This is a genomic window from Anabaena sp. PCC 7938, assembly GCF_049315035.1.
Classification (GTDB): domain Bacteria; phylum Cyanobacteriota; class Cyanobacteriia; order Cyanobacteriales; family Nostocaceae; genus Anabaena; species Anabaena cylindrica.
Genome location: NZ_CP186034.1, coordinates 465,991 through 488,388, shown reverse-complemented (window position 1 = coordinate 488,388; position 22,398 = coordinate 465,991). Strand labels below are relative to the sequence as shown.

Annotated in this window: 18 protein-coding genes and 2 pseudogenes; 14 read left to right on the top strand and 6 right to left on the bottom strand. The window is 39.9% G+C overall.

Annotated elements, in window-relative coordinates; genetic code table 11:
* Window positions 1–104: 104 nt before the first annotated feature.
* Window positions 105–474, bottom strand: a pseudogene (locus ACOWPH_RS02375) (four helix bundle protein).
* Window positions 471–1,868, bottom strand: a complete 1,398-nt coding sequence (locus tag ACOWPH_RS02370) for a nicotinate phosphoribosyltransferase (protein WP_015213817.1) — start codon at window positions 1,866–1,868, stop codon at window positions 471–473. The pseudogene ACOWPH_RS02375 and the gene ACOWPH_RS02370 overlap by 4 nt, the downstream one beginning before the upstream one ends.
* A 344-nt stretch (window positions 1,869–2,212) precedes the next feature.
* Between ACOWPH_RS02370 and ACOWPH_RS02365 the strand changes: the two genes are divergently transcribed.
* The gene (locus ACOWPH_RS02365) at window positions 2,213–2,365 is read left to right on the top strand and encodes a hypothetical protein (protein WP_015213816.1); all 153 of its coding nucleotides are present in this window, start codon (window positions 2,213–2,215) and stop codon (window positions 2,363–2,365) included.
* 124 nt (window positions 2,366–2,489) lie between these two features.
* Here the strand turns inward: ACOWPH_RS02365 and ACOWPH_RS02360 are convergent, their stop codons facing one another.
* Window positions 2,490–3,905, bottom strand: a complete 1,416-nt coding sequence (locus tag ACOWPH_RS02360) for an LCP family protein (protein WP_015213815.1) — start codon at window positions 3,903–3,905, stop codon at window positions 2,490–2,492.
* 484 nt (window positions 3,906–4,389) lie between these two features.
* Complete coding sequence (locus ACOWPH_RS02355; RefSeq protein ID WP_042465869.1) at window positions 4,390–4,776, bottom strand: hypothetical protein; 387 nt, start codon at window positions 4,774–4,776, stop codon at window positions 4,390–4,392.
* A 107-nt stretch (window positions 4,777–4,883) separates the two neighbouring features.
* Here ACOWPH_RS02355 and ACOWPH_RS02350 point away from each other — a divergent pair, with 107 nt between their 5' ends.
* On the top strand, window positions 4,884–6,059 hold the full coding sequence (locus tag ACOWPH_RS02350) for an AI-2E family transporter (RefSeq protein ID WP_015213813.1): 1,176 nt from the start codon (window positions 4,884–4,886) through the stop codon (window positions 6,057–6,059).
* Window positions 6,060–6,116: 57 nt separating this feature from the next.
* On the opposite strand, the gene ACOWPH_RS02345 is transcribed toward ACOWPH_RS02350, so the two are convergent.
* On the bottom strand, window positions 6,117–6,329 hold the full coding sequence (locus ACOWPH_RS02345; protein ID WP_015213812.1) for a hypothetical protein: 213 nt from the start codon (window positions 6,327–6,329) through the stop codon (window positions 6,117–6,119).
* Window positions 6,330–6,726: 397 nt separating this feature from the next.
* Between ACOWPH_RS02345 and ACOWPH_RS02340 the strand changes: the two genes are divergently transcribed.
* The 4 genes from ACOWPH_RS02340 (at window position 6,727) to ACOWPH_RS02325 (ending at window position 13,988) form a co-directional block, all read left to right on the top strand.
* On the top strand, window positions 6,727–8,709 hold the full coding sequence (locus ACOWPH_RS02340; RefSeq protein ID WP_015213811.1) for an ATP-binding protein: 1,983 nt from the start codon (window positions 6,727–6,729) through the stop codon (window positions 8,707–8,709).
* 59 nt (window positions 8,710–8,768) lie between these two features.
* Entirely contained in the window at window positions 8,769–11,705 is a 2,937-nt protein-coding gene (locus tag ACOWPH_RS02335) for a response regulator (protein WP_015213810.1), read from the top strand.
* Between the two features lie 129 nt (window positions 11,706–11,834).
* On the top strand, window positions 11,835–13,235 hold the full coding sequence (locus tag ACOWPH_RS02330) for a hypothetical protein (RefSeq protein ID WP_015213809.1): 1,401 nt from the start codon (window positions 11,835–11,837) through the stop codon (window positions 13,233–13,235).
* Between the two features lie 369 nt (window positions 13,236–13,604).
* On the top strand, window positions 13,605–13,988 hold the full coding sequence (locus tag ACOWPH_RS02325; protein WP_015213808.1) for a response regulator transcription factor: 384 nt from the start codon (window positions 13,605–13,607) through the stop codon (window positions 13,986–13,988).
* A gap of 109 nt (window positions 13,989–14,097) precedes the next feature.
* Here the strand turns inward: ACOWPH_RS02325 and ACOWPH_RS02320 are convergent.
* A pseudogene (locus tag ACOWPH_RS02320) lies at window positions 14,098–15,721 on the bottom strand (S8 family serine peptidase).
* Window positions 15,722–15,822: 101 nt separating this feature from the next.
* On the opposite strand from ACOWPH_RS02320, the gene rpe reads away from it, so the two are divergent.
* The 8 genes from rpe (at window position 15,823) to ACOWPH_RS02280 (ending at window position 21,965) form a co-directional block, all read left to right on the top strand.
* Window positions 15,823–16,530: a ribulose-phosphate 3-epimerase gene (gene rpe / locus ACOWPH_RS02315; RefSeq protein WP_042465865.1), complete on the top strand. Its 708-nt coding sequence runs from the start codon at window positions 15,823–15,825 to the stop codon at window positions 16,528–16,530.
* 269 nt (window positions 16,531–16,799) lie between these two features.
* Window positions 16,800–16,994, top strand: coding sequence for a ribbon-helix-helix domain-containing protein (locus ACOWPH_RS02310; protein WP_242043105.1), 195 nt, complete (start codon window positions 16,800–16,802; stop codon window positions 16,992–16,994).
* Window positions 16,991–17,359, top strand: a complete 369-nt coding sequence (locus ACOWPH_RS02305) for a hypothetical protein (RefSeq protein ID WP_015213804.1) — start codon at window positions 16,991–16,993, stop codon at window positions 17,357–17,359. Before ACOWPH_RS02310 ends, ACOWPH_RS02305 begins: the two co-directional genes overlap by 4 nt.
* Before the next feature lie 184 nt (window positions 17,360–17,543).
* Window positions 17,544–17,789, top strand: coding sequence for a hypothetical protein (locus tag ACOWPH_RS02300; protein ID WP_042464768.1), 246 nt, complete (start codon window positions 17,544–17,546; stop codon window positions 17,787–17,789).
* Window positions 17,789–17,947 carry a type II toxin-antitoxin system RelE family toxin gene (locus ACOWPH_RS02295; RefSeq protein ID WP_311381499.1) on the top strand — a complete coding sequence of 53 codons (159 nt, stop codon included), beginning with the start codon at window positions 17,789–17,791 and terminating at the stop codon, window positions 17,945–17,947. The genes ACOWPH_RS02300 and ACOWPH_RS02295 overlap by 1 nt, the downstream gene beginning before the upstream one ends.
* The gene (locus ACOWPH_RS02290) at window positions 17,937–18,050 is read left to right on the top strand and encodes a type II toxin-antitoxin system RelE family toxin (protein WP_342342681.1); all 114 of its coding nucleotides are present in this window, start codon (window positions 17,937–17,939) and stop codon (window positions 18,048–18,050) included. Before ACOWPH_RS02295 ends, ACOWPH_RS02290 begins: the two co-directional genes overlap by 11 nt.
* Window positions 18,051–18,330: 280 nt before the next feature.
* Complete coding sequence (locus ACOWPH_RS02285) at window positions 18,331–20,049, top strand: diflavin flavoprotein (RefSeq protein ID WP_015213802.1); 1,719 nt, start codon at window positions 18,331–18,333, stop codon at window positions 20,047–20,049.
* A 203-nt stretch (window positions 20,050–20,252) separates the two neighbouring features.
* Window positions 20,253–21,965, top strand: a complete 1,713-nt coding sequence (locus tag ACOWPH_RS02280; RefSeq protein ID WP_042465863.1) for a diflavin flavoprotein — start codon at window positions 20,253–20,255, stop codon at window positions 21,963–21,965.
* Window positions 21,966–22,398: the final 433 nt, after the last annotated feature.

Genomic DNA, 22,398 nt, shown 5'->3' with positions numbered 1-22,398 from the left:
AAAAAAGGAGTTCAGGAGTTCAGAAGTTCAGGAGTTCAGAAGTATGGCTTACGCCACGCTGCGCTATCAGAAGTTCAGAAGTATGGCTTAGTCCACCTGCACTATTAAGAGTGAGAATTAAGAATAGATTGTGAATAGCCAATCAGTAGTCTACTAACTTCTTCTAGCTGGGAGATCAGGTATGTACTATCTCCATAATTGAGGTCTTTAGTAAGAATGAAGTAGTAACGACATTCTTCTAAAGAACCTTCTGCTATATTAAAAAAACCTTAATTTATCAGCAGAACTTTTCTTTTTAAATCCTTCCGCTATGTTGGCTGGAACAGAAACGATAGCCCTTCTTAATTGAGAAGTTAGTCCATACATTTCAGATTTAGGAAAATTGTTACTAAAGTAATAGGTTTCCAAAACTAACTTATGTGCTTTTTGCCAAACAATCAAATCTTGAAAACTTTTGGCTGGTTCTCTTTTCATTTCCAACTCTCATAACTCCTTTTCGTTTCCTCAGTCAATTCCTGTAAGCTTGGAGAAATATCAACTTGGACAGAAAGTGGATTTTCTAACCGTCTTGTTTCTTCTGGTAAACTAGTAACTGATGCAGAGGTACGTTGGCGAATTGCTGATAAACTTTCTAGTGTTTGCAGTTGTTTACCTTCTTTCATTACCAACTGTAATAAAGGTTGTCCTGAAACCGAATTTTCATCTAATAATCCCAGTTTATCTACCTGTAACTTACCTCCGACAAATGAGCGCCAAATCTGCTTACGTCCTGGATAAGTAAATTTACCACTAGACATTTTCATAACGGGAATGCCATCAATATCTACGAGTTTATAAACTCCATTCACGGGTGAACCTGTGACTAATTTAGTTCCTAGTCCATAACCATCAATTTCTGCACCTTCTTTTTGGAGTCGCTGAATCTCCCATTCATCTAAATCACCACTAGCAAAGATGGATATATCTGGTAAGAGCGATCGCACTGCTTTTGATAAACTAACTAAATCCCCAGAATCTAACCTCACCCCACTTAAGATCATTTCCCCAGAATTTACCTTTTCTGCCAATTTTTGTGCCGCAGCAACTGTATCATAAGTATCAATTAATAATGGCGCACCAGGAAAATACTGGTGAAATGCCGTAAACGCCTGTTCTTCACTTCCTTCTAAAGCAGACAAAGCCATAATTAAAGCGTGTGCCATTGTCCCACTTGGTTTTTGCCCTAGTTGTAGTGCTGCTAACACATTAGAAGTGGCATCTAAACCTCCAGCTATTGCTGCCCGTGCTGCCCACAAAGAAGCTTGAGGACTAAAAGCTCTTCTCGTGCCAAATTCTAAAAGTGTTGCCTTTTCCCCCGCAACATCACGCAATCTAGCGGCTCTGGTAGCAATTAAAGTTTGGTAATTAAGGGTATTTAAAAGATAAGTTTCTACTAACTGCGCTTGCCATAAAGGTGCTTCTATCCTTAATAATGGCTCATTAGCAAATACTGCTGTGCCTTCAGGTACTGCCCAGACATCACCAGTAAAAGCGCCCTCTGTTAATAATGACCAAAAACGCTCAGGTGCATGGGCAAAAATTCCTGTTGCCTGCAAAGCGGTAATTTGCGTGGAATGAAAGCGGAATTGAGTCAAATATTCTAAAGCTTGCGCTAAACCCATTGCGATTAAATAGCCAAAACCTTCGGGTAAGCGTCTCACAAATAATTCAAAACTGGCTCGTTTTTGTTCTATACCTTCACCTGTGTAACAAGCTGCCATTGTTAACTGGTAAAGGTCAGTTAGCAAGCTATAATCCTCTACACTGAGATTCAATTCTGGGTTTTGGTAGCTTTTCTGTCCATAATCCACATCTGGAAAGGTTGTCATTTGAGAGCTTCCCCAAGTGCTGCTGTTGTTATGGTAGAACTTACCATAATTAATGTCAAGGGTAGAACGGATTAAAAGTAAAAGATGCCCAAAATCCCTATGTTTACAGGCAGAGTAATATATAACTAGCTATTAATTCATACTTTTTAATGGTGATTAATAATAATCTGACTCCTGACTCCTGAATTTTGACTCCTGTATTCTGTTTAATAAAGTATTGCAAATATATCTAAAAAATCATTGCATAACTTGTCAATATATTGCAAATATGAGCAATCAGCTCATAACAGAACTAAAGTATAGATATCGCAGTTTATAGCGAATAAAAAAGGAGTTTCAATATTATGGCTATCTCCAGAATACTTGCTAGTATGGCTCAGTTTATCTCTGAAGCAGCAATGCGGATTTTTTCTCCTAATGATGATGCCTATCCTGTGATTGGTTTCCAACCTTTTACAGGTGATCCTTATAAAAAAGGGAGCGCAGAATCTTGGTAGGTAAAGACTTAGTAATAATTAAGATTTTTAGAAGCAATAAACAAAAAGGCGTGGGATTTTTTCTCACGCCTTTTTATTGTTAAAGAGAATTGGTGTATTCCCATTACCAATTACCCATTACCCATTACCTACTAAGATTCTCAAAAATAGCTTTGTTTTGTAACCAGTCTTTACCTACCTGGATGCTAATATCTGAGCCGATATTGCCAGTGCTTTCTACCCGGACTTCACCAAATCCTAAGGTATTACGAATTGATTCGGCACTGTCACTATCTCCTTGTTGAGCAACAATGTGAGTAATTTCTAGAGGTTCACCCCAAGGTTTAGAGATGAAGACATTAGGATAACCAGCTTTTTCTAATCCTTTAATTAAGGGGCTGATTTGAGAGTAATCGCCACCTGTACTATCTTGAATTGCGATGCGTAAACGAGCAGGATCAGTTATTTGTGATTCGAGGGATGTAGATTCTAAACCGAAGTTTTGAACCATGACTTTGGTAATAGCAGTTTTATTTGGCAACCAGTAACTAGCTTCATACTCACTTCTTTCACTAAAACGACCAGGCAACATTAACATTTGCATATTAGAACGATTAGTCCGTGAGCCAAAACCAACTAATGCAACTAATTCTTCAATTGTTAAATTAGTGTCGATATTATCTTTAACTACATTAAGAATTTGGGGTAATTGGGTGAGCGTAGTGGGGTTGAGAGTCTGTTCAATTAAGGCACGTAATACCATCTGCTGACGCTGAATCCGGCCAATATCTCCTAGTTCATCATGACGAAAGCGGAGTAATTGTAATGCTTGATTACCGTCAAGATGCTGTTTGCCTGCTTTTAAATTAATATATAAGTGCTGGGAATCATCCTGATATTTCATATCCTTGGGAACATAAACTGTTACCCCACCCAAAGCATCAATCAGTTTGCCAACGCCTAAAACGTTAATGCGGACATAACGATCAATTCCCACCCCACCCAAGAGATTGCTGACGGTTTTAGCAGTTAAAGCTGGACCACCATCGACATTAGCGGCGTTAATTTTTTTCACGCCATACCCTTCAACTTCTGTGCGGGTATCTCTGGGAACGGAAAGCATGACTATTTTTTTGCTCTCTGGATCAAATTTGAGCAAAAGCATTACATCAGCAAGACCATCAAAGGAATTTACTTGGGGCAGATACCTAAGTTCTTTGGTTTCACTAGGTGGGTTTTGGATATCTGGGGGCAGTACGCTCATGCCCATCACGAGGATATTAACAGGGCGAGTTAATTGAGAAAATTGGAATCCATCACCGGAAATGCGATCGCCATCAAACACCGCAGCTTCCTTGGCACTCAACTGGGCTTGCTGCAATGGTGTACTCTCCCAAGACACCGCCAACAATGCCCCTGCCATACCTGATACCAAGGCAATTCCACCCATGCCCACAGCAAACCATAGCCACCGCCCAGATTTGGATTTACGATAGTTTTTGCCTCTGGATTGGGCTTTTGCTGATTTTTTATCTTCTGCTGATGTTCTTTGACTAGTCACAGATTCCCTCACACTGACTGATAAAATACCGTAAATTTGCTGACTCAATATATGTAAATAAATCAGACTATGACAGATAAATCTTAATTAATAGTGCTGACTTTTTTCCTGAAGTAGATACTACAAGACCTATACCCGGATTTCTATTTATTTGTTGCTAATCCGGAGATGTTTCTAGGAGTATGGCAATAATAAACCACATTTGACCATATGCCTTGTTAGATTAACTGTCAAGAGCAGTAATTTTAGTAAAAACCATGACTAGCTAATCACTTAAAAAAAATTACAAATCTAGTAGATTAACTTGAGTTCGACATCAGATAATTTGTGGAAAATTCGCCCCCAGTACGAGTCTCAAACCCTTATTCTCTCGCTCTTAAAAATCATAACTCCGAACTCCGAACTCCGATTAGAGTATGGCAAAAATAAATATCCTGTGAAAAAAGTTTAAAAGCTGATTTAGCTTCTTTCTAGGCTTGTTGTACTAGTACTTACGCAGTATTCGCTGGGACAAACTACTTAATCCTGGTAATCGGTAAGATTTTCCTTGAATGATGCGTAAAATTAACCAAATACTCAGTAAAAAATAACCGGATGTGAAAAAACTGTTAAGAATCAAAAAACGTAGTGTCAAAAAATCAGAAGTTGCTGCTCCAGTCGTGAAAAATAAGTACCCTAACATCCATGTAAAACCCAAAGTAATGGACAGACGACTAACGGCGAGTTGTTCCCGGTTGCCCTGACGGTGATAGAGAGTCCAGAGTGAGGGGAAAAATCCTAGCACTGGAATCAAATATAAAAGCAGTAATCTTTTCGGGATAACCTTTTCATCAGCCGTGGGGTAATTATCAATTGGTGGTAGATTGTCCATTGTGGTTGGTCTAATCATAAACTAGAGGAATAAATAAGACTCATTTAGTTAGAGATAATAGTCTGTAAAGAAGAATTTACCTTAGTTCTATCCCCAATCATCTGAAAATGCAGACACGCAAGCTACTCGACTGGTGGCAAAAATTTACACCAATAGCTCGAATCGGAGCGATCGCACTATTCGCTCCCCTATTAGTTCTCAATGGTTGGGCTATATTGGCAATTTTCAATTATTTCCACTCTTTGATAGCTATTTTAGTTGGAGCTTCCGTTTTGGCATTTCTGCTCAACTACCCTGTGAGTTGGATGGAACGCCACGGTGCGAGACGAGAACAAGTTGCTATCTTAGTATTTTTATTAGCTTTATCCATTTTATTGGCGCTGGGTGTCACCCTCTTTCCTTTAGCCCTTACCCAAGCCCAACAGCTGGTAGCCCGCTTACCAGAGTTGATTGACTCAGGGCGATCGCAATTAATGATTTTAAACGAAAAAGCCGAGACCATGGGCTTACCAATTAATCTTGATGCGATCGTCGTGCAAATTAATGATCGCGTCAAGGGACAACTGCAAGCGATCGCAGGGCAAGTTTTAAATCTAGCCGTAGTCACCTTTACCAGCCTGCTAGACATCCTGCTGACAATGGTTTTGACTTTTTATCTATTGCAGCATGGTGGTGAACTCTGGCAAAGCTTAGTAGAATGGCTACCTGCTAAATTTCGTGACCCTTTTTCCCGAACAGTACGTCTGAGCTTTCAAAACTTCTTTATCACCCAGTTAATTTTATCCACCTGTATGGCTTCGGCCCTCATTCCCACCTTTTTGTGGTTAAAAGTACCTTATGGGTTATTATTTGGCTTAACTATTGGCATCATGGCTCTGATTCCCTTTGGTGGTTCTGTGGGCATTGCCATCACAACTTTGTTGGTGTGCCTACAAGATTTTTGGATGGGTACAAGAGTCTTATTAGCCGCAGTCATAGTACAGCAAATTCTCGAAAATATTATTGCACCCCGGATTTTAGGCAGTTTTACAGGTTTAAATCCGGTTTGGATTCTCATTTCTGTCTTGACTGGAGCGAGAATTGGCGGACTTTTGGGCGTAATTGTAGCGGTTCCCTGTGCTGTCGTCATCAAAACAGTGATTAGCGCCGTCCGTCCTCCGATCATTATTCATAATGATACAGAAAACTCCTCTCCTGGGGAAATAGCTGCACCCATAACATCAGAAGAATCTGCAAAAGCTGACGCTAAAAATTCCCTCAGTATTTCTGATAGCGTAGCTTAAGGCATCGCAAATTTACCTAATTCAAGAAAATAGAAGACGGGAGGCAGAAACAAAAAATCAAAACGGCTTATTATCTTTAGTAAATTGAGACTCTGTATCAGGTAGACGAGACTTACTCGCAAAATTGTGACTACTATCGACTTGAGAATAGCCTAATACACTCAATAGTACAACGCTGGCTGCCGCTAAAACGTAGCGTCTGCCCAAACTCACGCCATAACGTCTTTGTAAAAAACTTTTTTGCACAGCACTAAATTTCTGTACGTTCATCTACTACCTCATTTGTTTTTTAACTGCCCATCAATTTAGACGCTGATGATGTGTCAGACGTTAACTATCGCATTTACTGGCAGATAAACAGTTGATGGTTACAGTTTTAGTAACGGATAGCAAGGAAGTACATGATCCGGTTTGATTGATGAATTGATTTGCGTAGGAAGGGAAAAGGTGATAGGAAACTAAGAAACTTGCAAATAAAAAAATATCCCGTATTTGTGAGGGTAGGGAGCAGGGGGAGGAAAAGTCGTTTTGATTTCACAAATTGGATCATCTTTTTTGTGGAGTTCTCTAATTCGTGGCTATCTTTTACTCTGTTACCTATTACTTATTACCTATTATTGCCAGGAAGATATAGTCAATTTGCAAACTGCTTTCAATGAGGTGTTTAATGTCCACATTTAGCCTTAAAAAAATTCTTAGCAAAAAAGAGTTATCATCTTTGCTTCAAGACTTAGTAAACCAGTTGCATATTGCCATTGATATTGAATTGGTAGACGGCACTAAACTCATGAGTATAGGAGAGCAAATTGCAGACAACAGATATCCAATTGAGATTTCAGGAAAAATAATCGGTTGGGTTGTTGGGGAAAAACAGGCCAACCTAGTGGCAGCTTTACTCTCAGTTCTGGCAAAACAAGAAGCAGATAAGAAAGAACTCGCTAAAGAATTGTTGGAAAGATATCAGGAAATTGATTTATTTGAGGATATCTCCACTCAACTGACTACAAGTTTGGACACACAAGAGATTGCCCAACTTGTACTTCAGGAAATGAGTCAATTGATTGAATCATCTGCGGGGATGATTTTGCTCCTCAGTTCAGATGCAACTGCATTTAAAATCATTGCCGAATTTGGAGTATTTTTTGTTAACAGTCAGCCGCAACCGGGTCAGGGAATTATTGGTCATGTTGTGCAATCTGGTCGGGCAGAACTCATCAATAATGTGCAAACTGATCCGCGATTAGGAGGGCAGAATAACAACATGAACTCTTTGATTTGTGTGCCATTGAGAGCCAAGTCCAGGGTACTGGGAGCGATCGCTATTGGCACCATCAAAACCGACGCATACAAAGCAGAACACCTTAAACTGGTGAGTATCTTTGCCTCCCAAAGTGCGATTGCTATTGAAAAAGCTTTACTTTACCAGCAGAGTTGTCAAGCGGCTGTTGCAGCCAAAGCCCAAACAGAAAAGCTTCAGCAAGCTCTACATGAGTTGCGAATGGCACAAACCCAGCTAATCCAAAGCGAAAAAATGTCAAGTTTAGGACAACTCGTAGCTGGAGTTGCCCACGAAATCAATAACCCCCTCAATTTTATTTGTGGCAATTTAAGATATGTTGCCGAATACGCCAAAAACCTATTACATTTGCTACAAGACTATCAGCAATTTTTACCAGTTGCTCCTCTAAATTTGCAATCAGATTTAGAAACTATAGATTTAGAATTTATTATCCAGGATCTACCAAAACTGCTGGATTCGATGAAGTTGGGTACTGATCGGATTGTGGAAATTGTCAAATCTCTGAAAAATTTCTCCCGCCATGACGAAGCTCAAATGAAAGCTGTCAACATCCATGATGGTATTGATGGCACACTGATGATTCTTCGCCATCGTCTCAAAGCAGCTAGTTGCAATTCTGAAATTGAAATCGTTAAAAACTATGCAAAACTTCCTCTGATTGAATGCTACCCCGGACAGTTAAATCAGGTGTTTATGAACATTCTATCTAATGCAATTGATGCTCTGGAGGCAGGAATAGACAATGGAGAAATAACCACTATTCCTCAAATCACGATTGTGACAGAAGTCTTCGATCAGGAGTGGGTGGTAATTCGCATTGCTGACAACGCAATGGGTATGAAAGAGGAGGTATTGCATCGAATTTATGACCCCTTCTTCACCACAAAAGAGGTAGGCAAAGGAACAGGGTTAGGCATGGCAATCAGCCACCAAATTGTTGTGGATAGACACCGAGGAATTCTCAAGTGTCGTTCTCAACCGGGTGCAGGGACAGAATTTTGGATTCAGATTCCCGTGACTGCAATCAATACCAATGTTCAAGAGCATGATAGTACTATTTCATCCCCAGAACCGAAAATAGAGACTTCACTACCTGTTACCAATGAACTATCCCCAACTCCTGATGCAGATGGATTCTTTGCTTCCACAACTCCTATACTCAAGCCAACGGATTTACTTATACGTCATGCTCAATTAATCCGGCGACTTTTACAGCAAAATACAGATGTTAAAACTTCATCCCCTGATCAAATTTACCAAATGTTTCAACAGTACCCAATTTCATTAAAGCTTTATGCCACCTTGTTGGCCTACTTGCCTACTGCTAACCCTACTCACATTGACCAATAAATAAATCTCAATATCGAATCGAGTTCACGTTTTCACATCAACACCTATAGAAATCTTTTATGTTAAGAAACTCTCAATTTCCTAAAATCGGTCATCCAGGAATTCTCAAGCGATTTCTGATCACCTTTTTGCCGCTGTCTGTCCTGCTTGGGGGTGTGCTGCGAATCATTCACCAAGCAGAAAGTAAGGCTGAACAGGTTGCCATCTCCATCAACGAAACCCGTAACGTTGACTTGCAAGCGAAAACGGCTGCCAGTGACTTCAATTTAATCAAGTCAGATTTGATGTTTCTGGCTAATCAGAACGAGTTACAGTCAATGCTCAATCCATCTGTAAGTCCAACTGAAATACTGAAATTAAAACAAGCGATCGCTCAAGAGTATCTTTCCCTTTCTCAACACAAGCAACTCTACGACCAAATTCGTTTTCTGGACGTAACTGGGAAAGAAGTTGTCAGAGTCAACTTTAACCAAGGTCAGCCCCGCATTGTCCCTGAAGAAAAACTGCAAGTCCAGGCAAAACGCTACTGGTTTAAAGACACTATTTCCCTCAAATCAGGAGAGGTCTTTATTTCCCCCCTAGATCTCAATATTGAGCGAGGCCAGATTGAACAACCACTCAAGCCGATGATTCGGTTTGGCACACCTGTTTTTGATGCCCAGGGTCAGAAACGAGGAGTTGTTGTGTTGAACTATCTGGGTGAAAAGTTTATCTACAATTTGAAAAAAGAAAACTCAACAACTTTAGGTGAAACGTTGCTACTCAATACTGATGGTTATTGGCTCAAGGGTTCAAAACCAGAAGATGAGTGGGGCTTCATGTACGAAGACCGTGAAGACCAGACTTTTGCCAAAGCTTATCCTCATATCTGGCAGCGAATCAGTACACAGGAGTCAGGACAGTTACAAACAACTGATGGGTTATTCACCTTTAAAACCCTGTATCCACTACTGGCAGTGCAGGGGGCTAAATCCAGTACAGGGGCAACCCGCGCTTTCGATTCCAGTCGAGGCAAGGTTGATGCCAAGTCTTACCGCTGGAAAATATTGACTCATGTTCCTTCTGTTGTGTTGAATGCGCGATCGCAGAGAGCCTTTTATCAACTCCTGCTTTTATACATTGTTTTAGGTGGGTTAATCGGGGTGGGAGTATGGTTATTAACCCTATCCCACTGGCGACGGCAACAAACAGACACAGAACTGCAATCAACATTTGCTGACCTGACCGCTATCATTGACAATCTAGCAGATGGCCTACTTGTAACCAACACGGCTGGAAATATCACACGCTTCAACCCGGCTTTGCTAAAAATGTTCCAACTCGGAGACATTGATCTCAAAGGAAAAGACTGTCGAGAAATTTCTCAAGCTGAAATCGCTAATTTAGTACAACAGACCTGCCAGCAGCAGCAAGAGATATTCACCGCTGAGGTCAATCTCGCAGCAGGAAAAGTTGGTCAAGCTTTGGCTACTACAATCTTCAAAAAAGCATCTGGGAATGAGGCAGCGGTGTGGCTAGGCTCAGTCATCCTCATTCGGGATGTAACAGCAGAAAAAGAAATCGACAAGATGAAAACCGACTTCATCTCCACGGTTTCCCACGAGTTACGAACACCACTAACTTCCGTCCTTGGTTTTGCCTCCATTATTAAAGAAAAGCTAGAAACCAACGTCTTCCCCTTGCTTTCCAGCGAAGACCGCAAACTTCAGAAAACTATCAAACGAGTCAGTGATAATCTCAACATCATTGTCTCCGAAGCAGAACGACTCACATCATTGATTAATGATGTCTTAGACATCGCCAAAATGGAAGCGGGAAAAGTGGAATGGCAAATGCAGCCCCTAGATCCCAGCGAATTACTAGATTGGGCTACCAAGTCCACATCTGGATTATTAGAAAGCAATGGATTGAAGTTAATCAGCGAAGTTGAACCAGGACTACCTCAGATCATAGGCGATCGCAACCGACTACTCCAAGTCCTCATTAATCTGATTTCCAATGCCATTAAATTCACCGCATCTGGTTCTATCACCTGCCGCATCAAACAGACAAAAGACGGTGTTTGCATCAGCATCATTGACACAGGCGTTGGGATTACACCAGAAGACCAGTCGAAAGTCTTCGAGAAATTCCGCCAAGTTGGTGACACCCTCACTGATAAACCCAAAGGAACAGGATTAGGACTACCAATCTGCAAACAAATTATCGACCATCACGGCGGTAGAATCTGGGTAGAAAGTGAACTCAACAAAGGCAGCACATTCTCGTTTACTGTTCCTACCCAAACCAGCCAACAATACTCTAGTTCCAGTCTGAATTTAGATACCCTCGTCAAGCAACTCAAAGATCACGTCATCACCTCCAATGCAGTGCAGAACGAAAACCGTAAAACCATTTTGGTGGTTGATGACGATCTCAACATTCGAGAACTACTTCGTCAACAACTAGAAAATGAAGGTTACAATGTCCGGGAAGCCAAAGACGGAGTAGATGCAATTCATCAAATCAAAACATCCCGTCCCGATCTGATTCTTCTAGATGTGATGATGCCTCAAATCAATGGCTTTGACGTGGCAGCCGTCCTCAAAAATGATCCTCAAACAGCAGATATTCCCATCATTATGTTGTCAATTATTGAAGACAAAGAACGAGGATATCATATTGGCATTGATCGCTATCTCACTAAACCTATCCATACAGAAAAACTTCTAGTCGAAATCGGCTCATTACTTTCCCAAGGTGCTTCCACTAAAAAGGTATTAGTTGTTGATAAAAATGCCTCAACTTTAAAGACAATATCAGATGTACTACAAACTCAAGGATACAGCGTGATTGTAGCCTCTGATCCTCAAGAATGTATTAATAAGGCTCGGTCAGCTAAACCTGACATGATTATCATTGATTCTATTTTTTCTCAAGAAGCCGACCTAGTCAAAGCTTTACGCTTTGAAAAAGAGCTAGAAAATGTAGTTTTCATTATGCTATCTGATCGGTAATCTCAGCAGACCAGATCATCAAGAACCTAAAATATTAAATTTCATATTACACGCTTCACATTTTCCTTCTGTCCATCTAAAATCAATCCAATAACCCCCAACTTACCCGAAATTGTATATATTCACAAAATGAATAACAATTTGTCCGAACTCAAAAAATCAAGCATCTTTCCAGACAAACTTAACTTAAAAGTTGTCAACAAGAAAAGCTTGTTAGCCAGTTTTATCGTATTTCTTGGTTTACTGGGAATTACAGGTTTCTGGTTTAAATCCAGATATGATTTCAATGATAAAATGACAATTAAACTCCAAGAATTATCTAATGCCGAATATCCAGCCAATCCTGCTCCATTAGGCAAAAATTTTCAAAGGTATTCTCAACGAAAACTAACAATTGTCAAAAAAAATGAAAATACTTTTGATTTTGTTTTGGAGCCAACTAATGAAAAAACAGCCAAAATAGTTATCAAAAATGTTGATTTAAATTTATTAGTTCCTAAAGCACCAGAATGGGTGAAAAAAGACCCAGGTTTAGAAGTAATTGCTTTTACAGACCGGGAGTGGAACAGACAGCAAATTAGCTTTCCTGCAAATTCTCAACACATAGAAATTACCGGAGGAGATGGTTTTGAAAAGCAAAATGTTGTAGAAGTTGCTTTAGCTAACAATTGCTTAAATGCAGGATTTTGGGAAATTTTGATTTTTAACAAAGAAGATGATAATAAAACACTCTATTATCAAAGTTGGTTTACCTTTCCAATGGGACATTATAAAAATATCTTTGAAAAAAATAATAATATGTCCTATTGGAAGCATTGGTGGAAATTAGAACATTGGCAAGATCCTAGCGGTACAGTCATAAATGCTAATTTGCTGAGAAATGTAGTCGATGAAAAAGAAATAGTTGCCCAATTCCCAATGGATGAAAAGATCTTTTCATCTGGAGAGCAAAGTCGGAAAATAAGGACTACACTAGCAACTAACTTAAGGACTTGGAGAGATATTTATAGCGGAGACAATAAAGTTGAATTTGCAAGTTTTATACCACCAGGATTTTATGAATCAAATAAGCCTTGGAAAAATGAATATTGGAGAATAGCTAAATTTGAAAAAGCTGTTTTAAGAAATATTAAATCTGTTGGTACTCAAGAAAATTTACAGGAACTAGAATTGATACTAGGAGATACAAAAACAGGGGAAAAAAATAAATTACTCATCAGTGGTATCAACCTCCAAAATCTGCCTAAACTAGCTGTCAAAGACTATCCAAAAGGCTTGTATATGCCACTGGGAATTGGCATACCTCCTTTTTATCAAAGCTACGAAGATTTAAAAAAGTCTCATCCAGATAAAAGTCCTTATTTCAGTGTTCTGCTAGATTCAAAAGATAGATGGATAGATCATCACCGTCTAGCACTTGACGGTGTAGTTATGCATAAAGATCAAGAAAATCCCAACCTTGTACATCTTTATTTCCTCTCCTATGAAAGGAATACTTTAATTGCCCATTTCTTGGTTAATCTTAAATAGACACATCACATTTCCAGTTTAGGCGATTGCAAAATTATGGGTTGCTAAGAGCCTATTTATAGCGGTTCTCAGTTGAATAAGATACAAGAAACCAACCCCCTCCCCGCTGTTTTTTATCTCGTTCCCAGTCTCCGAATGGGAATGCTATTACAGAGGCAGAGCCTCTGTTTTCATAGAAGGCAGAGCCTTCTCGAATTCATTCCCATACAGAGTATGGGAACGAGAAAGGGTGAAACTGATATTTTACGAGGCTTTCACGTTAAGTTGACACCAATGGGGGTTCTTGTACCTCACTTAACTGATAACCGCTATATTAGGTACTGAAGAACAAAAAATTATCCTCATCTAAATTTCAAAATCTAAAATTGTATGACCCAGAAGATTCTAATTGTTGACGATGAACCGAATATTGTGATTTTGTTGGAACAAGCCCTAGAAGAATTAGAAGACGAGGGGGTTGAACTACTAACTGCTAGAAATGGAGAAGAAGCTCTTGAAACTATTAAAACCGAAAAACCAAACCTAGTTTTTCTCGATGTGATGATGCCTAAAATGAGTGGTCTGGAAGTCTGCCAAATTATTAAAAACGAGTTACAAATGGCTGATATTTATATCGTGATGTTGACAGCTAAGGGGCAAGAATTTGATAAACAAAAAGGAATTGATGTTGGTGCTGATCTATATCTGACTAAACCATTTCGTCCCAAAGAAGTGCTTGAGAAATCAAAGCAGGTGCTAGGCTTTTGCGGTTGACAGGGAAAAGTCTGTTGGTGTTTAAGTTCTATAAATACCTACTACTTTTTTCAGGAATACATCTACCCTCTGACTTCTAATCTTTACCAGAAAACTTTTTTAGCCAAAGCTATTTAATAGGGACAGTCCACCAAGCTAAACCATAGGCTTGCTTTGCTTCATTGACTTGTTGTTTAAACTGCACACGGATTTTATATTGACCAGTAGCAGGAATTGGACAAAATATATGTTCTACATTATCAATTTCGCTAATTGATGAACAAATAACACCAGCATCTGAATCTTGAGCATCTGTTTTGACTAAGTAGAGATTGAGGTTATTTAGTCCTCTATCTATAAAATTTTCATCTACATCATATTGTTGATTATTATTTTTATCTGCTAATTCAACTAATCTATCCCAAGTTAAAGTAACAGCTACAAAACTATTTTGTTTTAAAGGTTTTGCTAAAGCATATTCTACAGATGATGCAGCATTAATCGTGTGATAATCCCAACCAATAGAGGGAACAGATTCTGAAGGTTGCCATTGACCAGGAAGGAATTGTTGATAAGCACGAAAAGCATTTAAATGACCTGTTCCCATTTGAGCATCTAAAGGAATTGAAGGATTTTGATAAGCATCAGAAACTAGCCAATCTTGATTTTGTTTATCAATTAACGTCTTCGTCATTCCCAAGCGTAAACCATCACCGCTATCTTGGATTTTTTCGGCTGAATTTAATAATACAGCTTTCATCACTTGATGATGTCGAGAATCAATGCTCCAGTTTGGGCAGATTTGTGCGGATTTGTCGGTCAGCAAATTCTTGTAATAAAGCCACAGTAGCTGTAACGTGGGGTGCTGCAAAACTTGAACCTGTGGACTTATTTAACTTACCATCGGGATTAAGTAAAGGAATATTACTACCAGGAGCAACTAAACCTATAGATCGCCTACCACCAATATTAAACTCTTTCCCCACTAAGCGAACTGACCAGTCAGCGCTGGCGCTATCGCCCACACCTTGATAATTACCTGCTAGATTAGAAACATCAACTTTATTAAAAATCCCTTCTCTTCGGGATGAAAAAGCAACGTTAACTCCGTTAAAATTGTCTGTAGGAATGGGAATCCCGCCTTTGCCTTGATTACCTGCGATCGCATACAGAACATTATGAACTCTAGTAGACCAGTCAATACACATCGTTAGTAAAGCTTTGCCATCTAAAACAGCTTCTGCTCTGGGATCACGGTTCAACGGTTCACCAAAACTAAAGTTAATAGCACGAACATCACCACCGTTTTGCAGTGCTATGTGTTGTGTTGATAAACACTCCTCTGGTTGACCCATATTCTTTGTAGAACCGACAGCAGAAGAATATAGCCTCGCTTCTGGAGCAACTCCCTTCCAGGCTTTATCTCTACTCACCATCACAGCCGCAACATTATAAGCATGGGGATCAACACCACTATTTGATTTAGCTGGTGCATTGCGTAAAAACACCGCCACTGGAGAAATCGCGCGATTTTTAGACACGGCTTTATCCAAGCCAAACATCCCCGGACGACCAATTTCTACCTGACCAATGGCAATCTTGCGACCAGTTAAATTGTAAGGTGGTTGGTGTAGTTTAAGCGCATCAATGCCACTACTTTCTAGAGAACTACCAAACTTGACAGCAGCCAATACCGGCAAACTCAAGCAGGAAATTCCCAAACCCCAAATAACCCAAGTTAGTTTTTTGTTCATTGTCAGTAGTTAGTAGTCAGTTGTCCCTAATTCCCAATTTCCAAAAAATCCATATTTTGTTACAATGCCTACAGACGAATATGCTTAAAAACCCACCAGCCATGACCCAAAACCCATCTAAAAAGCCTATAGTTATCTCTCCATCTATCCTATCAGCCGATTTTAGTCGGTTAGGTGATGACATTCGCGCCGTAGACAAAGCAGGAGCAGATTGGATTCACGTTGATGTAATGGATGGACGTTTTGTACCTAATATTACAATAGGTCCTCTGGTTGTGGAGGCGATTCGTCCCATTACAACCAAACCCCTGGATGTCCACTTGATGATTGTGGAACCAGAAAAGTATGTGGAAGGTTTTGCTAAAGCTGGTGCTGATATTATTTCTGTACACGCCGAACATAACGCTTCACCTCACCTACACCGGACTTTAGGACAAATTAAAGAACTCGGTAAAAAAGCTGGAGTTGTACTTAACCCCGGTACACCTTTAGAACTAATTGAATATGTCTTAGAACTGTGTGATTTAGTGCTAATTATGAGCGTTAACCCCGGTTTCGGTGGACAAAGCTTTATTCCTGGCGTGGTTCCCAAAATTCGCCAACTTCGTCAAATGTGTGACGAACGTGGTTTAGATCCTTGGATCGAAGTTGACGGTGGATTGAAAGCTAATAACACTTGGCAAGTTTTGGAAGCCGGCGCTAATGCTATTGTAGCTGGTTCTGCTGTATTTAATGCTCCAGATTATGCTGAGGCTATTAGCAGTATCCGCAACAGCAAGCGTCCCACTCCAGAATTAGCGGCTGTTTAATTGAATACTGCTAACTAAATAATACTTAAATCCTCGATTTCTTTGGGAAGTCGGGGGTTTATTTTTTTGATGAAATTTCAATTTTAGGACTTACGCAAGATTGGACTCAAAACCTGATTCTTGCGTAGGGGTAATTCATGAATTACCCCTACTTCCATTCTGTTTTGCGTAAGTCCTGAATTTGCTGCTGATGATGCTATAGTAGACCTATGATGTTAATCACGTCAGCAGTCAACAAAATATTTTTGGATCAACAGGAGTCTAGAATAGTGTCACTGCTAGATATTAGACCTATGGCTATGAGACCTAGAGTGACAATTACACTGGATGAAGAAATATATAAAGAGCTTACAAACATAGCTGAAGAACAGGAGCGTACACCAGCTAACCTGGCGGCGTACATTGTTACAAAAGCTATCAAGGAGAAAAATAAAGAAAATCCACAAAATAAAGAGGTATTATGACTAATTCACAGCCATTAGAAGATTTACCCGCAAGGCTGGATGATATTGACAGCAGATTAGATCAGCTTGGAGATGAAATTGATTTAGTCCGTACTGTTCAGGAGGGTGTCAGACGTGAAACCCGTTCTAACAGTCAGGCTTTAGCACGACTAGAGAGAACAGTAACCAACCTTGCGGATATTGCACGTTTACACCAGCAAGCACTCAGGCAGTCTGAAAGACAGTTTCAGGAGTTCCAGAGAACTAACCAGGAGTTTCTAAGAAATAACCAAGAGTTCCAACGTACTACTAATGCTGCTTTGGAACGCATTGATAGAATTTTAGATTACTTGATAAGGCAATCAGGTAGTCAGGGTGAAGGGTAGGTGGTGGTGTAGGCGATCGCACAACCAAAATGATCAACTTCCTTAACCCAATTCTAGAATGTCATTAACTAAAGGTGGCGATCGCAAATTGCACAACAGCTTATCAACATCAGATCCCGTACTGCTTTTTTGAACTTGTCAATTGAATTGTAAGGTGTTTTGATAGGATTAAGAACAGGAGGAAATGATGACCATAGTTAGGCTACAAGTTACTTTTGAATCGTTACTTGAAGGAATTACATCTTTAAGTTTAGAAGAAAAACATAAGCTTTTAGGAATCATAGAGGAGCAGGTTTTAGAAGCAGAAGAAGATTTATTAGAGGAAGATCCACAGATTCTTGCTGAGGTTTCAGAGGCTCGAAAGGCTTATAAAAATGGTGATTATACAACTATTCAAGAATACATTGCTAATCGGTCTGGGGAAACTTAATGAGCTACGAAGTCATTATCCCAAAGCCTGTAAAAAAACAACTGGATGCTTTACCAGGGGATGTACGGGAGCGAATTTTAGAGAAAATTTTGTCTCTTGTTGAAGATCCGCGTCCATCTGGAGTTAAGAAACTAAAGGGCTTTGACGGTGAATTATAGAATCAGAGTTGGGGATTATCGAGTGCGTTATGCAATTGATGACCAAGCTTTAACTGTTTTAATCCTTCATTGTCAGCACCGTAAAGATATTTACAAAAGTTAAAAAAATTCTCTTTTTGATGAATTATTTGTCAAGAAATGCAAGTATATGTATGATAGATTTGGGATTTTAAATTATGCCAAGAAAAATAAATATTTAAGTCGTATTGCATTTGACATATTTAAGAATTAGTATATTTTTCTAGTTAAAAAATATGCTGAAAAAGAGCATTAATTGATACAAGTTCAAATTATCGAAATATATTCTTGATTACAGCTTTAAAAAGAATTTAGAAAGAGAATAGTGAAGAGAAAAGAATATTATTTGGACTCGGAGACGAATCATGGTAGCGATCTCAGAGAAAGTTCAGCCCCGATTAACTATACAAACTGTAGAAATTGCCCCTAACACAACGGCGATTCGCTCTCTTGATTGGGATCGAGATCGTTTTGATATTGAATTTGGCTTGCAAAATGGCACAACCTATAATTCATATTTAATTAGGGGTGAACAAACAGTTTTGATTGATACTTCTCACCAGAAGTTTCGTCACTTGTATTTAGAAACCCTTAAAAGTATTGTTAACCCTAAGACAATTGATTATATAATTGTCAGTCACACAGAACCAGATCATAGTGGTTTGGTAGAAGATGTATTACAGTTAGCACCGAGAGCAACTGTTTTAGCGTCTAAAGTAGCGTTGCAATTTTTGGAAGGTTTGGTACATGATCCTTTTTCTAAGCGAATTGTCAAAAGTGGCGATCGCATAGATATTGGTAAAGGACATGAAATAGAATTCGTCAGTGCGCCTAATTTACACTGGCCTGACACCATTTTCAGCTTTGACCGCAAAACCAAAGTCATCTACACTTGCGATGCTTTTGGAATGCATTTTTGTGATGATCGCACCTTTGATGAAGATTTAGAAGCAATTGAAGCTGACTTTCGGTTTTACTACGATTGCTTAATGGGTCCCAATGCTCGTTCTCTGTTGAATGCAATGAAGAGAATGGGTGATTTAGGCAAAATTAACATTATTGCGAACGGACATGGGCCACTGCTGCACCATCACCTAGATATCCTCACCGAGTGCTACCACAGTTGGAGCCAAAGACAAGCTACAGCAGAGACTGTGGTTGGTTTGTTCTATGTTTCAGAATACGGTTATAGCGATCGCTTGGCTATGGCAATTTCTGAAGGTATTCAAAAAGCTGGTGTGGGTGTAGAAGTAATTGATCTCAACACCGCAGAACCTCAAGAAATTCAAGAACTAGCAGGTAGAGCAGCCGGTATTATTATCGGAATGCCTCCCACTACCTCATCTGCGGCTCAAGCTGGAATCAGTTCATTATTATCAGTTGCCAAAAATAAGCAAGTAGTAGGACTATTTGAATGTTACGGTGGCGATGATGAACCCATTGATACCTTCCGTCGTAAGTTTATTGACTTGGGAATCAAAGAAGCTTTCCCAGCAATTCGGATTAAAGAAGTTCCCAGTGCATCTACCTACCAACTTTGTGGAGAAGCGGGTACAGATTTGGGACAAATGGTGATGCGAGAACGCAACATCAAACAAATCAAATCCCTCGACGTGAACATGGAAAAAGCGTTGGGTCGGATTAGTAGTGGCTTATATATAGTCACCGCCAAAAAAGGTGATATGAGTGGAGCAATGATCGCTTCCTGGGTGACACAAGCCAGCATACAGCCTTTAGGCTTCACAATGGCTGTGGCTAAGGATCGGGCTATTGATAATTTACTCCAAGAGAGCGATCGCTTTGTTCTCAATGTCTTGGAAGAAGGAAACTATCAAGACCTGAAAAAGCACTTCCTCAAACGTTTACATCCCGGTGCTGATAGATTTGCCGGCGTAAAAACCCAAACTGCCAAAAACGGTTCTCCAATTCTTACAGATGCACTTGCATATATGGAATGTCAAGTTGTCACCAGCATGGAATGTAGTGACCACTGGATTTTATACTGCACAGTCGAAGAAGGACGCGTTTCTAAACCTGATGCAGTCACAGCAGTACGTCATCGCAAAGTAGGAAACTACTATTAATTCGTAATTTGTAATTCGTAATTCGTAATTAAGAATCTAATTATGAATTATGAATTACCTATTTTTAAGTTTTGAATTGCAATGCACAGATATTTTACGGCGATTCTTTCATAATTGCTATGAAACTTACAGATTCATTTTCCAACGCTTTTGCATCGGCTAAAAATTGGTTTTCTCAAGTTTTTTCTCCACAACAAATATCTATGAGCAATTCCAAACCACGGGACGTACAAATTCTACCTATTGCTACAAATACAAAAGTTCTCAGAGCGCGTAGTTGGTCACGTCTACGGTTTGAAATTGAATATGCACTTGAAAGAGGTACTACTTCCAATTGCTATTTAATCGAAGCCGATCAAACTGCACTGATTGACCCTCCTGCGGAAAATTTCACAGAGATTTATATCCAAGCATTGCAGAATACGGTCAATTTCCGTAAGTTGGATTATGTGATTCTGGGTCATTTTAGTCCCAACCGCATACCCACATTTAAAGCTCTTTTAGAACTTGCGCCACAAATTACTTTTGTTTCTTCTCTATTGGGTGCTGCTAATTTAAAAGCTGCCTTCCCAGATGAACACATCAAAGTTTTGGTAATGCGCGGTAAAGAAACTTTAGATTTGGGTAAGGGTCATGTTTTAAAATTCTTCCCTACTCCTAGTCCTCGTTGGCCAGAAGCGCTTTGTACCTACGACCAACAAACCCAAATTCTCTACACAGATAAATTATTTGGAGCGCATATCTGTGGAGATGAAGCATTTGATGAAAATCCAGAAAGCTTTAAAGAAGACCAGCGTTATTACTTTAATTGCTTAATGGCTCCCAATGCAACTCACGTAGAAGCAGCGTTGGAAAAAATTTCCGATTTGCAAGTGAGAATGTATGGCGTTGGTCATGGGCCTTTGGTACGCACTGGTTTAATTGAATTGACCAAAGCTTATGGTGAATGGAGTCATGCCCAAAAGAATCGAGAAATATCTGTGGCGTTACTCTACGCTTCAGCTTATGGAAATACGGCGATTTTAGCACAGGCGATCGCATTGGGATTAACTAAAGGTGGGGTCGCAGTTCAATCTATTAACTGTGAATTTGCACCACCTGAAGAAATTCGCACCACTGTAGAAAAAGCTGATGCGTTAATTATTGGTACTCCTACCATTGGTGGTCATGCACCCACACCTATTCACACCGCTTTGGGTATTGTCCTCTCTACCGGTGACAATAGTAAATTAGCAGGGGTGTTTGGTTCCTATGGTTGGAGTGGTGAAGCTTTAGATTTGGTTGAAGGTAAACTGCGAGATGCTGGCTATCGGTTTGGCTTTGACACTTTGAAAGTGAAGTTTAAACCTGATGAAGTTACCTTGAAATTGTGTGAAGAAATCGGTACAGATTTTGCTCAAGGCTTGAAAAAAGCCAAGAAAATCCGTGTACCCCAACAAGCTTCTACCCCCACAGAACAAGCTGTAGGCCGGATTATTGGCTCTGTGTGTGTGATTACAGCCAAGCAAGGAGAAGTTTCTACAGGAATGTTGGGGGCTTGGGTTTCTCAGGCTACTTTTAACCCACCTGGGATTACTGTTGCGATCGCAAAAGACCGCGCGGTTGAATCACTTATGTATCCTGGGGGTAAATTTGCCCTGAATATCCTCCCAGAAGGGCTGCACATAGACTACATGAAGCATTTCCGCAAGAACTTCGCCCCCGGAGAAGACAGATTTGCTAACTTCCAAACCGTAGAAGCCGACAACGGTTGTACAGTCCTCACCGAAGCTTCAGCCTATCTGGAATGCTCAGTTGGCCAGCGCCTGGAATGCGGCGATCATTGGGTAGTTTATGCAACCGTAGATAACGGCAAATTACTCAAACCTGATGCTGTGACAGCAATCAACCACCGCAAAACAGGCACACATTATTAACAGGACTTACGCAACTGGCTTACTTTGTAGGGTGCGTCAGACCCGGTAACATAGCACACAACAGATTTTCTCTATCTGACGCACCAGCAAAAGATATTAAATGTGACACTAGCGTAAGGGATCACCAAAAAATAAATTACCCGATTTTGTGGGACGGGCAGGATGCCCATCCTTGATGATTTGAGGACAAGATGCCCGCACCACAAGAAATTTTTGGGTATTTTTTTAATTGGAAGTCCCTAAGTCATAATTAATTATCAACTGGTATAAATTGAAGAACCGCCTTGAGTAATCACCAAGGCGGTTTTATCATCTACGATTTCGGTGAACCCTTGTAAAAACCTTATCTCGTTCCCAGTCTCCGACTGGGAATGCCCTGACAGAGGCTCTGCCTAAAATTATCATTGATAACGCAGCGCTTTCCAGAACACAA

Coding starts and splice junctions, on each gene's coding strand:
- ACOWPH_RS02285 (WP_015213802.1), top strand. CDS start 18,331: ATGGTAGCGATCTCAGAGAAAGTTCAGCCCCGATTAACTATACAAACT.
- ACOWPH_RS02365 (WP_015213816.1), top strand. CDS start 2,213: ATGGCTATCTCCAGAATACTTGCTAGTATGGCTCAGTTTATCTCTGAA.
- ACOWPH_RS02305 (WP_015213804.1), top strand. CDS start 16,991: ATGACTAATTCACAGCCATTAGAAGATTTACCCGCAAGGCTGGATGAT.
- ACOWPH_RS02300 (WP_042464768.1), top strand. CDS start 17,544: ATGATGACCATAGTTAGGCTACAAGTTACTTTTGAATCGTTACTTGAA.
- ACOWPH_RS02280 (WP_042465863.1), top strand. CDS start 20,253: ATGAGCAATTCCAAACCACGGGACGTACAAATTCTACCTATTGCTACA.
- ACOWPH_RS02340 (WP_015213811.1), top strand. CDS start 6,727: ATGTCCACATTTAGCCTTAAAAAAATTCTTAGCAAAAAAGAGTTATCA.
- ACOWPH_RS02325 (WP_015213808.1), top strand. CDS start 13,605: ATGACCCAGAAGATTCTAATTGTTGACGATGAACCGAATATTGTGATT.
- ACOWPH_RS02335 (WP_015213810.1), top strand. CDS start 8,769: ATGTTAAGAAACTCTCAATTTCCTAAAATCGGTCATCCAGGAATTCTC.
- ACOWPH_RS02295 (WP_311381499.1), top strand. CDS start 17,789: ATGAGCTACGAAGTCATTATCCCAAAGCCTGTAAAAAAACAACTGGAT.
- ACOWPH_RS02345 (WP_015213812.1), bottom strand. CDS start 6,329: ATGAACGTACAGAAATTTAGTGCTGTGCAAAAAAGTTTTTTACAAAGA.
- ACOWPH_RS02350 (WP_015213813.1), top strand. CDS start 4,884: ATGCAGACACGCAAGCTACTCGACTGGTGGCAAAAATTTACACCAATA.
- ACOWPH_RS02355 (WP_042465869.1), bottom strand. CDS start 4,776: ATGGACAATCTACCACCAATTGATAATTACCCCACGGCTGATGAAAAG.
- ACOWPH_RS02370 (WP_015213817.1), bottom strand. CDS start 1,868: ATGACAACCTTTCCAGATGTGGATTATGGACAGAAAAGCTACCAAAAC.
- ACOWPH_RS02330 (WP_015213809.1), top strand. CDS start 11,835: ATGAATAACAATTTGTCCGAACTCAAAAAATCAAGCATCTTTCCAGAC.
- rpe (WP_042465865.1), top strand. CDS start 15,823: ATGACCCAAAACCCATCTAAAAAGCCTATAGTTATCTCTCCATCTATC.